17 protein-coding genes are annotated in these 14,489 nt (G+C 28.0%); all 17 read right to left on the bottom strand.

Annotated features, from left to right (window positions below; genetic code table 11):
• Nucleotides 1-52 precede the first annotated feature (52 nt).
• Nucleotides 53-937, bottom strand: coding sequence for a glucose-1-phosphate thymidylyltransferase RfbA (rfbA, locus tag LUU93_RS09820; RefSeq protein ID WP_232680780.1), 885 nt, complete (start codon nt 935-937; stop codon nt 53-55).
• 56 nt (nt 938-993) lie between these two features.
• Nucleotides 994-1,839, bottom strand: coding sequence for a dTDP-4-dehydrorhamnose reductase (gene rfbD, locus LUU93_RS09815; RefSeq protein WP_232680778.1), 846 nt, complete (start codon nt 1,837-1,839; stop codon nt 994-996).
• Nucleotides 1,839-2,387 (bottom strand): dTDP-4-dehydrorhamnose 3,5-epimerase, encoded by a 549-nt coding sequence (rfbC, locus tag LUU93_RS09810; protein WP_232680775.1) that lies wholly within the window; start codon nt 2,385-2,387, stop codon nt 1,839-1,841. Before rfbC ends, rfbD begins: the two co-directional genes overlap by 1 nt.
• A 28-nt stretch (nt 2,388-2,415) precedes the next feature.
• Entirely contained in the window at nt 2,416-3,552 is a 1,137-nt protein-coding gene (locus tag LUU93_RS09805; RefSeq protein ID WP_232680773.1) for a DegT/DnrJ/EryC1/StrS family aminotransferase, read from the bottom strand.
• Nucleotides 3,545-3,970: a cupin domain-containing protein gene (locus LUU93_RS09800; RefSeq protein ID WP_232680771.1), complete on the bottom strand. Its 426-nt coding sequence runs from the start codon at nt 3,968-3,970 to the stop codon at nt 3,545-3,547. The genes LUU93_RS09805 and LUU93_RS09800 overlap by 8 nt, the downstream gene beginning before the upstream one ends.
• Nucleotides 3,967-4,932, bottom strand: a complete 966-nt coding sequence (locus LUU93_RS09795; protein WP_232680769.1) for an MraY family glycosyltransferase — start codon at nt 4,930-4,932, stop codon at nt 3,967-3,969. Before LUU93_RS09795 ends, LUU93_RS09800 begins: the two co-directional genes overlap by 4 nt.
• 87 nt (nt 4,933-5,019) lie before the next feature.
• Entirely contained in the window at nt 5,020-5,922 is a 903-nt protein-coding gene (locus tag LUU93_RS09790) for an NAD-dependent epimerase/dehydratase family protein (protein WP_232680767.1), read from the bottom strand.
• A gap of 23 nt (nt 5,923-5,945) precedes the next feature.
• On the bottom strand, nt 5,946-6,980 hold the full coding sequence (locus tag LUU93_RS09785) for a WaaS/CpsH family glycosyltransferase (protein ID WP_232680765.1): 1,035 nt from the start codon (nt 6,978-6,980) through the stop codon (nt 5,946-5,948).
• Nucleotides 6,980-7,459 carry an NAD-dependent epimerase/dehydratase family protein gene (locus LUU93_RS21700; protein ID WP_255669443.1) on the bottom strand — a complete coding sequence of 160 codons (480 nt, stop codon included), beginning with the start codon at nt 7,457-7,459 and terminating at the stop codon, nt 6,980-6,982. The genes LUU93_RS09785 and LUU93_RS21700 overlap by 1 nt, the downstream gene beginning before the upstream one ends.
• Nucleotides 7,392-8,114 carry an SDR family NAD(P)-dependent oxidoreductase gene (locus LUU93_RS09780; protein ID WP_255669442.1) on the bottom strand — a complete coding sequence of 241 codons (723 nt, stop codon included), beginning with the start codon at nt 8,112-8,114 and terminating at the stop codon, nt 7,392-7,394. The genes LUU93_RS21700 and LUU93_RS09780 overlap by 68 nt, the downstream gene beginning before the upstream one ends.
• Nucleotides 8,115-8,120: 6 nt before the next feature.
• Nucleotides 8,121-8,720 (bottom strand): LbetaH domain-containing protein, encoded by a 600-nt coding sequence (locus LUU93_RS09775; RefSeq protein WP_232680762.1) that lies wholly within the window; start codon nt 8,718-8,720, stop codon nt 8,121-8,123.
• A gap of 4 nt (nt 8,721-8,724) precedes the next feature.
• Complete coding sequence (locus LUU93_RS09770; protein ID WP_232680760.1) at nt 8,725-9,423, bottom strand: glycosyltransferase family 2 protein; 699 nt, start codon at nt 9,421-9,423, stop codon at nt 8,725-8,727.
• Nucleotides 9,420-10,598, bottom strand: coding sequence for an O-antigen ligase family protein (locus LUU93_RS09765; RefSeq protein WP_232680758.1), 1,179 nt, complete (start codon nt 10,596-10,598; stop codon nt 9,420-9,422). The genes LUU93_RS09770 and LUU93_RS09765 overlap by 4 nt, the downstream gene beginning before the upstream one ends.
• Complete coding sequence (locus LUU93_RS09760) at nt 10,591-11,442, bottom strand: glycosyltransferase (protein ID WP_232680756.1); 852 nt, start codon at nt 11,440-11,442, stop codon at nt 10,591-10,593. Before LUU93_RS09760 ends, LUU93_RS09765 begins: the two co-directional genes overlap by 8 nt.
• Nucleotides 11,443-11,447: 5 nt before the next feature.
• Entirely contained in the window at nt 11,448-12,425 is a 978-nt protein-coding gene (locus LUU93_RS09755) for a WaaS/CpsH family glycosyltransferase (protein ID WP_232680754.1), read from the bottom strand.
• A 12-nt stretch (nt 12,426-12,437) separates the two neighbouring features.
• A complete protein-coding gene (locus tag LUU93_RS09750; protein WP_232680752.1) occupies nt 12,438-13,031 on the bottom strand; it encodes an acyltransferase in 594 nt (197 codons plus the stop codon).
• Between the two features lie 3 nt (nt 13,032-13,034).
• Nucleotides 13,035-14,468, bottom strand: coding sequence for a lipopolysaccharide biosynthesis protein (locus LUU93_RS09745; protein WP_232680750.1), 1,434 nt, complete (start codon nt 14,466-14,468; stop codon nt 13,035-13,037).
• Between the last annotated feature and the right edge of the window lie 21 nt (nt 14,469-14,489).

Here is a 14,489-nt window from a genome sequence, read left to right as displayed (position 1 = left end):
ATGGCTTACAAAAATACAAATTAAAGATTAAAAAATTATTTATTAGTTAAAATTAAACTTTAGAAACGCTTTTCTTTTGTTTTAAAAAATCTATTAAATAAGATCCGTAACCTGACTTAACTAATGGCAGAGCTAAATTCTCTAATTGCTCATCATTAATAAACCCTTGTCTCCAGGCTATTTCTTCAATACAGCCAACTTTTAAACCTTGTCTTTCTTCAAGCACCTGAACAAACTGACCTGCCTGCATTAAACTATTAAATGTTCCAGTATCCAGCCAGGCTGTACCTCTGCTTAAGATACCAACCTTCAAAGATTTTCTCTCTAAATATACTTTATTTACATCTGTAATTTCATATTCACCACGCGCACTTGGTTTTATGTTTTTAGCGATTTCTACTACCGAATTATCGTAAAAATACAACCCCGGAACGGCAAAATGTGATTTTGGGTTTTCTGGTTTTTCTTCGATACTAATCGCATTTAAATTTTCATCAAACTCTACAACACCGTAACGTTCAGGATCTGAAACATGGTAAGCAAAAACAACTCCTCCTACTGGTTTTGTATTTGATTTCAACAATTCCTGCATATTAGATCCAAAAAATATATTATCCCCTAAAATCAAAGCTACATCATCGTTACCGATAAACTCTTCACCAATAACAAAGGCTTGTGCTAAACCATTAGGAATTGCTTGCTCAGCATAACTAAATTTGCACCCTAAACTTGAACCGTCGCCCAATAATTTTTTAAAGTTTGGCAAGTCATGCGGAGTTGATATAATCAATATTTCATTAATTCCTGACATCATTAATGTGGATAATGGATAATAAATCATTGGTTTATCATAAACCGGCATCATTTGCTTGCTCATTGCGAGCGTAAGAGGGTGTAAACGTGTACCAGAACCTCCTGCTAAAATTATTCCTTTCATAGTGTCTTTTTTAAATTTTAAAGATTTTCAATAAACTTATCAATCTTAAAATTAGTTTATACAAACATTTTTTTTAAACTATCTTTATAATCAGGAACATCCAAATTATAAATTGATTTTATTTTTTCTTTATTTAATAGTGAAAATTTTGGGCGCTTTGCTGGTGTTGGATAAGCTGAAGTAGGGATTCCTCCTACATTACATTTATAATCCCCAAACTCTTTTATTGTCAACGCAAACTCATACCAGCTTATTTCCCCTTCATTTGAAAAATTATAAATACCTGGAACCCAATTTGAAGATTCAGTAATATCAATCATAACCTCAGCCAAATCAGCTGCGTATGTTGGTGAACCTATCTGATCATTTACAACATTAATTTCATCTCTTTCCTGCATTAATCGCTGCATTGTTTTAACGAAATTATTTCCAAATTTACTGTAAACCCAAGAAGTTCTTATTATAATTGAATTGGGGTTTTCTTTTAGACAAGCAATTTCACCAGCTAGTTTACTTTCGCCATATATATTTATAGGGTTTGTATCTGAATCTTCACCTAAAGCTGTTGAAGAAGAACCGTCAAAAACATAATCTGTCGAAACATGAATTAAACTCACATTATTTTCTGCAGTATACTTCGCAATTAATTCTATTGCTAAATGATTGACAGTAAAAGCTAATTCTTTTTCAGTTTCTGCTCTGTCAACCGCTGTATATGCACCACAGCTAAATATTATATCTGGCTGAATTTGTTTTAATTGCGCCTGAAGTAAATCTAAATCATCTAATGTGATTTTTGTCCTATCGGCAAAAATCCACTCATATTTTGGGTAATTCTTGGATAAAACCGCTATCTCAGACCCTAACTGCCCGTTTGCTCCTGTTACTAATACTTTTTTCATTAAAATAAGCTGTTACAATTTTCAATAAAAGGAAGTATTTGATCTTTTTCAGAAACAATAGCATCTTTTAAATCCATTCCCCAATCAATATTTAATGACGGATCATCAAATTTAATTCCACCCTCAGAAGGTTTATTATAAAACTGATCGCATTTATACATTACAGAAGCTGTTTCGCTAATCACTGAAAAACCATGTGCAAAACCTTGTGGAACTAGTAATTGTTTTTTATTTTCTGCTGATAATAAAACACTAAATGCTTTACCATAAGTTGCAGAGTCTTTTCTTAAATCTACAGCAACATCTATAATTTCTCCTTCTAATACACGAACTAATTTAGTTTGTGCAAAAGGAGGGTTTTGATAATGCAGTCCACGTAGTGTACCTTTTTTAGAAAATGATTGATTATCCTGAACAAAATCAATATTAATTCCTAAATCTTCAAATTTTGTTTTACTATAAGATTCAAAAAAATATCCTCTTTCATCTCCAAAAACATTTGGTTCAATAATCACTAAATCTTCTATAAATGTTTTTTCAACTTTCATATTAATAAATTTTATTTTTACTTATTATTTAACAATTAAAAAAAGCTTTAATCACTTTTTCAATTCTATCTTTATCTTCGTCTTTGAGGTTTGATCCCGATGGCAAACACAATCCATTATTAAATAGTTCTTCAGCTACTTTATTACCGTAGTATGGATATTTCTCAAAAATTGGCTGTAGGTGCATTGGTTTCCATAGTGGTCTGCTCTCAATATTTGCATTTTCAAGAATAAGTCGTAAACTTTCTTTATTTCTACTTTTAGTTGGCTCTACAATAATGGTATTTAACCAATAGTTTGAGAAAAAAATTTCATCAGTCGATTCTAAAAGTTTAACCCCTTCTATTTTTTTTAAAACATCTCTATAAAAGAAATGATTTTTTCTTCGTTTTTCAATATTACTTTCCAAAATTTTTATTTGTCCAAGTCCAATTCCTGCACAAATATTGCTCATTCTGTAATTATAACCTACTTCACTATGTTGATAATGCGGTGCTTTATCCTTTGACTGAGTGGCATAAAAAATCCCTTTTTCTTTTAAGTCCGATGAATTACAAACCAATGCTCCTCCGCTTGAAGTCGTTATTATCTTATTACCATTAAATGATAGAATTCCAAAAGTTCCAAGTGCACCACATTTCCTTCCCCTATATTTACTTCCAAGAGCTTCTGCACTGTCCTCTATAACTGGGATTTCATATTGATCTGCTATTGCATGAATCTGATCAACTTTATATGGCATTCCATATAAATGGACCGCAATTATAGCTTTAGGTTTTTTACCTTTCTTTATTCGGTCTTTTATTGCAATTTCCATACTTTCCGGACAGATATTCCAAGTTTCAGGTTCACTATCAACAAAAACTGGAATTGCGCCCTGATATAAAATTGGGTTTGCTGATGCCGCAAATGTCATGCTTTGGCAAATAACTTCATCATTGGTTTTTACTCCTAATAAAATCAGCGCTAAATGAATTGCTGATGTTCCAGAATTTAAAGCCGCTATAAAAGAATCTTCATCAAAATAGTCCTGAAGCTTATTTTCAAAATCATCAACATTTGGTCCTCCTGAAGTTATCCAGTTAGAATCTAATGCTCTTTGAACATAATCCTGTTCAAAACCACTCTGTTGAGACAATGATAAATAAATTCTATTATTATACATTTATATTCCAATAATCCGAAGGATAACGAGCATCATCTTCTTTTACATTTGTTAATGGTAAAGTAGAAAATGAAATTAACTTTGAATTTGTTTCTAACGATTGTACAGCATTTGCATAACCTGCTGGAATATGAACTATTTTACTGTCAGATTCAGAAACAACAATTGTTTCGATAGGTAAATCTTTTGAAGGATTTTCCCAATTATCAATTTTTACAAAATGAATTTTAAAAGACCCACTTACACAATAAAAATTTTTCGCATCTAATTTATGCCCCTGCCAGGCACGAATTGGGTTTTCATCAGAATTACTAATAATGTAAAATCTTTCGATATCTTTAAAACAAAAATCATTTACATAGGAAATGGTTCCTCTATGATCTGAAAAATTTCCTCCTTGAATTATTTTAGGGATCATATATTTAATCTTAAATTGATTTTTTTTAACAGATAAAACTTTGATGAATATACCAAGAGTAAAGGAATAATTACAATTACAAATAAAATTATGTCTTCAACTTTATGATAAAGAAATATAACTCCGAAAGAAATTGTCGCTTGAACTAATGCATAACAAAGAGAAACTATTCTATGCTGTATTTTATATTCATTACTCAAAACTTGATATAAATGTAAACGATGCGCTTCAAAAATATTTTGTTTTAAGTACAAACGATGTATAATTGTACATACAGCATCAACTCCATAAACTGCTAGAAATAACAGCCAAATAAGAGAACTTGTATTAAGAATAAGTTTTAAAACTAAATAAATTATCCAAAACGCTATTGCAATACTACCCACATCACCCGCAAAACATTTTGCTTTTTTCCTATAATTAAAGAACAGAAAAACTAAACTGGCAATAATTCCATATTTTATAAAACTGCCATCAGTAAAAAGCTGAATTTTTGTATTAACATATAATAACGATCCTAAAACAACTAAAGTATATAGTCCAGTTATCCCATTAATACCATCCATAAAATTATAAGCATTTATTAGCCCAATTGCTAAAATGTAAGCTATTACCACATTCCAAACCGGAACCAAACTAAACAAACCTAAATCATAAAAGATTAAGGTAATTGCTATAAAATGAATGGAAATTCGAATTTTATTAGATAAACTTTGAATATCGTCCCAAAAACTTACTAAGCTCACTAAAGTTATTCCTGTAAAGAAAAAATAATTGTTCGCTACATTTTGCACAAAATAAAGCAAGGCTGAAAACCAAAAAATGATTCCACCGCCTCTAAGTGTTATTTCAGTATGCGAACTTCTTTGATTTGGTTTATCAATTATATTAAACCGATCTGCTGCTTTAAAATAAAGCAACATTAAAATCATTAATATAAATCCTAGTAATATATATTCCATTATTTGGTATAATTTTTTCTTAAATAGCTTTGAATTGACTAAGAATATCTTTTTTTGATCAAATTTACTTTACAATTAATCTTTTAATCAGATTTGATTATTATTGATAAAATTTAAAACAGATTGAGGATTCCAATTTAGAAGCTTTCTTGCTTTAGAATCATCAAAAGTTAAATCCAAAGTTATTTTTCTTAATTTAGAAGAATTAAGTGGTGCTTTAGATCCTAAAAAGTCACCTAGTTTTCCTATCGATATGGCTAAAATTTTTGGTAAATTAAAAGGTGGTTTCTTATTTCTATTTTTAGAGATTGCTAAACTCAATTCATTAAAACTTGGATTAAAACCATCTGTAAGATTGTAAGTTCCTCCGATAGAAGATGCAGATTTTATAAGGGATGCAACATCTTTTGCCAAAACCATACTCTTTCTTGCCTTACCTCCGTCAATATTAAAATAATATCCTTTATCAATAGCTTTTATCATTGCTCCTAAATTGCCAGGAGGGTTCTTTCCAACTAATAAAGGTAAACGTAAAATTGTACAAATTATTCCATTTCTTTCACACCAATTTAGAATTATATTTTCAGCTTCAATTTTACTTAGCCCATATGGATCACTAGCTTTTAAGGAATAACTTTCATCAATTTTAGTTCCTATTTCTTGTCCATATACTGCTACAGAGCTTATAAATACAAATTCCTTTGGCAACTTTATTTTTTCCAGTCCTTTTAATAAATTTAATGTTCCTAAAACATTTACATCATAAAAATTTCTTTTTTCTATCTCTGTCTTAGGAACACTATGTGCCTTACCTGCAGCATGAATAACTAAATCAAATGTCTCATTAAAAAATGGAATTTCTGCTTCAAGTAAAATTTTATAATCAGAATTCGTTCTTGATAAAGTAATAATATTATTATTATCATCAAGTAATTCATTTTTTATAATTGCACCCAAAAAACCATTTGCTCCTGTCAATAATATATTCATTCTAACTTTTTTAAAGTATACTTTTATGTCTTACTTTGTGCACTTAACCAATTAAACGAATCATCAAAAAATAATTCATCTAACCATCCTGAAATAGACATCCTATGAATTAAATCTACATCTATCTCCTTAAAAGGCAAATTGAAAAAATGATAATCTAGATGGATATTGTTCCTATCAATAACATAAATATTATTTTCATTATAAAAAGGGTATCTCTTAATGTCTAGATTTGTAGTTATCAACTTCTTACCGCTTCCTAGAGCCTCAAAAACTCTCATTGTTAATCCTCTTTGATTTGGATGGTTTATATCTAAAACAACTTTAGATTCCTTATACAAATCAAGAATCTCCTTATGCTTTAAGCTATTAAAAGAGATTTTATTGTATTTAAATTTCTTAAATGAAGAATCGAATAATTTAAAAAATAAAAAAACAATTCTGCTTGGTGAATAGTAAAAAGCAAAATTCTTGAGTTTTTTTTCTTGACACCATTTACCAACTTTTTCGCTAATAATGTATCTATCAGAATGTGCAGTACCAATAAAAAGTAAATCATATTTAGGCTGATTTTCATTAAGAAGCGTATAATAATCGTCTGAAAAAAAAAGCGGTCTAAATTTTAGATTAAAACTCTCCGAGTCTTTAGAATCAAACGTATATTTCTTTTCGAAATTTTTTAAAATATTGAGTCCGTTAGGATTATTTTCAAATGAGTCAAAAGTGTAATATAATAAAATAATATCTGGATTAAATTCTTTTATTTTATCAATAAAATATTGAGGAACAACCTCTCCTTTAATTAAAAAGAAGTAATCATATTGTTTCTTTTCAATGTTTTTTAATATTTCATTATAATACTTAGAAATTTTCAAATTATAAACATCACGTTTTAATCTTATTATTCCTTTTGTAAAAATTGAGTTGCTTGGTCTTTCGTCATAATAGTCTACCTGAGCGCCTAAATCACGTAATTTATCTGCAATAATATTTTCATAATTAAATAATTTTACAGAAAAAAAAAGTATTTTTTTATTTTGAAAATTCTCTAACTTCATTACTTTAACAGTCCTTTCTTTTTCATTTCTTCTAAAGATTTAGAAAGTTTATCTTCTTGAATTTCTTGTTCCAATACCCATGAAGAAAATCTCTCAATACCTTCTTTAAAATAAACTTTAGGCTCAAATCCCAAAAGATTTTTAATTTTTGTCAAATCAGCATAATTATGACGAATATCTCCTAATCTAAATCTCCCAGTAACCGTAACTGGAACACTTATATCATAAGCTTTTATCAATGAGTTTGCTACTTCTAGAACATCTGTTGCAACACCTGTACCTACATTAAAAACATGTCCATTTGCTTCTTCTTTTTCAATACCAAGAATTGTAGCAGCAACAACATCATCTATAAAAACAAAATCTCTAGTTTCTTTACCATCTTCAAAAATTTGAATAGGATTATTGTTTCTAATTTGTGTAGAAAAAAATAGATAAAATACCCGTGTAAGGATTTGATAAAGATTGTCCCGGACCATAAACATTTTGATATCTAAACCCTACTGGAGCAATTCCTATTGTTGGGCAAACGGTCATTATCATCTGCTCCTGATTTTGCTTAGTGATCCCGTAAACCGAAGATGGGTGAATTTTAGAATCTTCGTCAGTTGCAAGTAGTTCAAGTTCTTCTTCATCAAAAAAAGTAAGCTCAAAATTTCCAGCAAGCATATCTTTTTCTTTTCTATGTGATGGATATACAATACCTAACTTTGGGTGCTTGTATTTTCCTTCCCCATATATAGAGCGAGAAGATGCAATTACAATTTTTTCAACCGAATTTTTATTATTTGCCAGAATGTCAAGCATTATAGCAGTTCCCTGAATATTTACTTCTGTATATTTCTCTATACAATACATCGATTGCCCAGTTCCTGTTTCTGCAGCAAAATGCACAACTACATTCTGATTTTGAAGTGCTTTTTCCCAATCAGTTCTTGACGTTACAGTGCCTTCAATGAAAGTAACTTTATCTTTTATACTTTTATAAAGAGGAGAAGTAATTTCTGGATTTTCTCCGTGTATTTGTTTTGAAAGATTATCTAAAACTGTTATTTTATGTCCTTTTTCTATAAGTTTAAGAGCCAAATTACTTCCAATGAAACCAGCTCCGCCGGTAATTAAAATGTTTTTCATATTTTTTTATAGATATTTTTCCCATTTCTGAGATTGAAAATTAAACTTTTTTATTGGTTTTGCGGGAATCCCCACCGCAATTACAAAATCAGGCAAGTTTTTAGTAACAACTGAATTTGCTCCTACTATAGTTCCTTCTCCTATTGTAACGCCAGGTAATACAGAAACAAACTCACCTAACCAAACGTTATCTTTAATTAAAACAGGAGATGAAAACAGAGGTCTGTCAGATGGAATAATTTTTGGATTACTGTCATTATTATCACCTGAATAACTTCCATGTGTACAATCTGAAATATAAATTTTACTTGCCAGTAAAACATTATTACCTATTGTAACATTTTCCATTGCTGTTATATGTACATAATCATTGATTTGAACATTTTCCCCAATAAAAAGAACTTTATTACTGTTTGCTGGATATGCTTCTAATCGACAACCTATACCAGTTGTGAACCCCTTTGATATTGAAATAAATTTTTTGCCTCTTACATCAAAGGGAAATCTTATTAATCTAGCTTTTTTAAATAAAAATTTGGTTCTAACAACATTAAAGCCTAATGTTATTAATTGAAAAAAAGAATATCTTTTAAATAAATCCTTCATCTTATTATCTTTTAAGTAAATGATATAAAGAATAAAGTCTCATACTTATTTTTTTCATCAATGAGTTGTTGCTTTTTGTTCCTCCGGTAGAAGCATTATTAAAATGTCTTCGATATTTAATTAAAGGCTGTCGAACCAATTCAACTTTATAATAATATTCAGCAATTAATGTAAGCCAATAATCATAAGCACAAAGCTTCTGGTTTTTTGGAAAAGGTAAAGCTTTATCTAAAATTTCTCTTCTAAACGCCATGCAGGCTCCAATATATCTTGTTTTTAAAAAATTTTTAAAAAACCCTTTTTCCACATTATATAAATCAAAATGAGATTCATTAAGCAAGTTTAATTCACCATCAACAATTAATGCATTATGTATTGCTAATGGAGCAGTCGATAATGCTTCAACCATAATCTGGACTTTATAATCTAGCCACACATCATCTTGATCACATATAAAAATAATATCTCCTGATGCTTTATTTATTGCATTTTCAAAATTTTTAGAATACCCTTGTCCTTTCTCATTTTTAAAAATCTTAATTCTGTTATCATTGAGCCTACGAATTACATCTACAGTATTATCTTTTGAATGATCATCAGAAATAATTATTTCGTCATTAATATCTAATTGAGATAAGATAGAATTTAATTGCTCTATTATATATTTTTCTCCATTGTATGTTGCTAAGCAAACTGTAATCATAAAGTTATATTCTTTTGTAATTCTAATAATTTTGAAAATACTACAATAGAAATCAAGATTATCATTAATCCAATCGGGTTATTCATATATGGATTTGTTGTAGATTGTAAAATAATAAAAACCACACTTAATAAAAAAGGAAGAGCAATTTTTTTGTAAGTTTTTATTTTTATTTTCATATATGATAAGAAAATAAAAATAAACAAAGCAATCCAAAAAGCTAACCCAATTATGCCTTGTTTATGAAAAATTTCTAAAAAGGATAATTCCATATGAATTTCCCTTGACTTAACTCCAACACCAAAACCATGCCCGATAATAAAGCTTATCGGATTAATAGCTGCAATTACTTCATTAATTTGCAAATATCGAGAACTATCAGAATCTGATTTATCTCCCAAGGTCTCTAGTAATATAGGAACTAAAATTGTAAAAGCAATAATTCCAAATAAAAAAACAATCCATTTTACTACTGCATTTTTATTAATAAAAAAAATGTAATATCCGGTTATTAAAACTGTAAATAAAATAAACCCTCTTGTAAGAGTTAATATTATGCAGATAAATAAAAATAAAGCTCCAAGTTTATTTTTTCTCCCTTCAGATAATAAGAAAAAAAAGTATCCAACACATAAATAAAGAAAACCTTTGTAAAAGAAAAGGGTTTCATTTCTAAACATTACTTCACCTATTTCGCTTTGTTGCTGGTAAAAAGTTGTAAAATTTATTTTCCCAGTAAATAATAATAGTACTACCAAAATATAAATTAATCCTAGTATTAAAGATCCATTTTTTATTATTTTGGAAATTTTTTTTATATCCCGAATATCTTTTACTACAATTGAAAAAAACAATAATATGTAGAAAAAGATCAATGGCTTTAAATCTTCTAAAATTAAATCAAGCCTAGCATTATTTATGCATCCTATAATAGAACTAAGAATTAGGGTTACTGAAAATAAAATCAATATTATACTTACATCCTTTCTTATAACTTTTTTATTTAAATAATATATTATTGCCAAAAAAATTGCTAAGAGGTAAGATACCATTCTAAATGTTACGGGACCAAACTCTAGATAATGCCCACTCCCGCCTATTACTAATTCATATAAAACAGGGATAAACAGTAATTTTAAGAAAAATAAAAAATTGAAATTTACTCTTTTAATCATTTGTATATCGGAATAAAATCTTCAAAGTAAACTTGTAATATTCTTTATTTCTAAATTTTCTTTGTTTTAAAACTCTCGAAATTAATCTTAATTTAAAAATAACCTTGCTTGCAAAGCTTTCCTCCTTAATAAATAAATATTCTGCATTTAGCATTTGTTTATATCTTTGAGGAGAAACAGCATCTTCAAAATTCTCAAGAACAGACAGATCTTGATTAATTACTGCATCAAGCAAAAAAACATCTTTTTTATCATTATATATTTTTTTAAAATACCAATGATCTAACATGTCTAATGTATAGTTAGTATTAAATCCGTTTATCGACTTTAGATAATCAACTTTTAGAATAGTTCCTGAATTAATCCCGCTTATTTTTGATTTAATTATACCTTCTTGACACTCAAATGGCCTGCAGATTCCTCCTAATAAAATCTTTGCCGGAGAAATTTTTAGATTATTTGTTAAAGAATCTACTCTTGGGATGATAGCGGCAGTTGAATTGTTTAATTTATCTTCTAACATTTCAATTGAATCAATATACTCTTTTGTAAAATAAGTATCCTGATCTAATAACAAAAGCCATGAAGATTTATTGTAAACTGCTAATTCAAGTGCATGATTATAAGCTTTACTTAATCCAGAATTTAAGGGATCATGAAAATACTTAATATTGAACTTACTGTATACAAATTCTTCTTCTTTATATTGTCTCTCAGGACTATTATCATAGACAAATAAGTTAATATTTTTGTTTAAAGAATTTTCAAGTGTCTTAATAGTTCTTGAATTCTCTAAATTATTTTTATAAAGAACAATAACAAAAAATAGATCTTCAATTTTCATACATATTAATTTATCATCCTACTTAACCAATTCCGTATTGCATAATTTGATCTAATTTCAGATGGAATTGCTATATATTCAGTTTCAAAGAATGATTTTTCTAAAACAGGATTATCTCGATTAATTATTAATATATTATTAGGGTTATAAAAATCATAGTTCAAAATATCTTCATTTGTCGTAACAATCTTTCTTTCTGCTCCAATAAGTTCAATAGTACGCATTGTCAATCCACTTTGAAACGGATGAGCAATGTCTAAGGTAACTTTAGAATTAAGAATATTACTAAAGTTTTCTTTTGCTGGAACAGGTTTAAATATCAAAAATTTTTTATTTTTTTTTAGCTGTCCTCCAAAAACACTCTGAATTAGATAGCTAACATAACCTGTAAACAAAATAAATTGATAGCTGAAATTATTCTCCTCACAATAATTTGCTATTTTTTGTACCAGGATTAACCTGTCTGAATGATACCATCCTAAATGATAAATATGATTTTTTTGAATACTATTCGTATTTTGAACGGAATACTCGTTTCTAAAAAACAATGGATTAAAAACAAGTTTTTTATTATCGATTGAATCTAATCTATCAAAAGAAAACACCTTATCAAAAAAGTCTAATTTATCTTCAATTCCTTCTATTCTGCGAATTGAGTCCCATAAATACAGAATAAATTTAGCATTCTGATTTTTGTTTTTTAAAATCTCAATTGCATTTTTTGAAAAAGATTCTCCCTTAATAATAAAAACCAAATCATAATTTCCATTAGATTTTTCAACTATAGATAAACTATGATTTTCTTTGACAGCTTCAATTTTTTTATATTGTTTAAATCGTTGAAATATCCTATATCGAAATGAATTAGGAGGGGTCTCAGAAAAATAATCAACTTCATAACCTTGTTGTACAAATTCATCGATAATTGCATCTTCATAATCATAAAAACCAATACCAATAAATAAAACTCTTTTTTTTATCATTATAAATTATACTTATGCTAGAAAATTTCCTTTTTCATCTGTTTTTTTCCAAGAAGCCGAATCAAAACAATAACGTTTAATTATTGTAGCCGGTGCACCAACTACAATACAATAATCCGGAATATTTCTAGTTACAACTGAATTAGCACCAACTACGCAGTTTTTACCTATACTAGCTCCTATTATACAGACATTTTCACCTAACCACGATCCATCTCCAATAAAAACATTCGCTACTTGTTTTAAAGATTGTTTAACAATAGGAGTCGTAATATCTTCATAATTATGTAAATTATCAGAGATGTAAACTTTATCAGCTGTTAAAACATTCTCTCCTATTGAAATACATCTTGTTGCGTATATATGATTAAAGTTCCCAATTTTACTGCCATTACCTATTACCAGTTTACTATTGTCTGATGTAATAGAAATTGAAGAGATCCATGATTTATAACCTATAAAAACATTTTCACCTATCTCAATATTTTTGTGTCCTTCAATTTTTAAAGAATTTAATATTACAGATTTTTTACCAAATTTTTTGAATAATATTTGATTAAAAATGAATAAAAAGCGCCATCGAATTGCAATGTAGATTCTGTTCATAAATTATATCTCTTTTATTTTTTTAGTTGAAAATTTGCTTTTAATAAAACTAAGATCAATGTTTAAAATCTTAAAACTAAGAAAAATAAATACCAGTGAAATAACTGCCTTGATTGCAATATTTGAGATTAGTTCAAATTTAAATACAGCATCATATATTGTTGGTATCAGAACGACCAATAACATTAATGCAATCTGAGTCAAAATATATTTTTTTGTAATAACTGTATGATATTGAAATATAATATTCGAGAATAAAAATGACGCTGCAGAAGCAATTATTGCCCCATAGCAACCATAATACGGGATAAAAATTAAATTAAGAACAACTGAAATCACAGCAGAGATAATAGAAACTAACGAAACCAACTTTTGCTTTTTATTTGCAATCATTAAAATATTTAAATAGGTATTTATTCCTGCAATAACTACAGAAACAATAAACAAAGGAACCAGTTTATAACCTTCTCTAAATGGACCAGACGTTGCTATTATAAAAAATTCTTTGCTGAAAATAGATGCGCCAAAAGCTCCTACAAAAATTGCTAATAAATATACTTTATATAATTTAAGATTGGTTTCCTGAAAATTTTCATTGAAATATTCTTTAAACAAAATGGGTTCAAATGTTTTATATAAAGCCTGGATCACAATATTTAAAACGGTTGCTAAAGTAATTGCTACGGAAAATATACCCAATTGATCTAAAGAAATATATCTTTCCAAAATTACCCTGTCACTCAAAGACACAAATAAAAATGCTAAACTTCCAGGCAAAATAGGCAGAGTAAAATGTAATGCCTCTTTTATTAATTTAAAATTTATCCTGAAAATACTATTTTTATATATCATATAAAAATAGACAAACATAAAAGGAACATTTACAATTAATCGTGCATTATAACTTCCCAATAGTCCTTCTTTATAAATAACTACAAAAATATAGACCATCAAGAATTGAAGTAAAGTTCTTGAAAGACTTAATATTAAAAATCCTTTTGCATTTTCTCTTACTCTATATAATACTAAAGGGATAATAGAAATTACATCAAAAAAATTATTTAAAATTGCTAATTGAAAATACGGTTTAAAAGGAATGTTGACATTAAAAAAATCGATCAGCAATGGAAAAAAAACCATTTGAAGAAGAATCAGAATACAATTGAATCCAAAAATAAACAGAAATACACTTCCAATTAATTCTTTTCTGGAATTTTCATCTTTTATGCTATAATAATGACGTAAAACAAAAGTGTTTAGTGATAAAGTTGCTATCACAAATACAAATGTCATTACCGAATTAGTATAGCTAACAATTCCATACTCATCAGCAGTAAGATATTTTGTTAAAATAGGTAATAAAAGAAATGATATAATTCTGGGAACAATTTCTCCTATCGAATAATATATAGTACTTTTTACAAGTTTTTGAGACATTAAAAGGGCGTATTAAAAATA

The sequence above is a fragment of the Flavobacterium soyae genome (genome assembly GCF_021245985.1).
Lineage (GTDB): Bacteria > Bacteroidota > Bacteroidia > Flavobacteriales > Flavobacteriaceae > Flavobacterium > Flavobacterium soyae.
The sequence above is the reverse complement of the archived record's forward strand: the minus strand, read 5'-3'. Positions and strand labels throughout refer to the sequence as shown.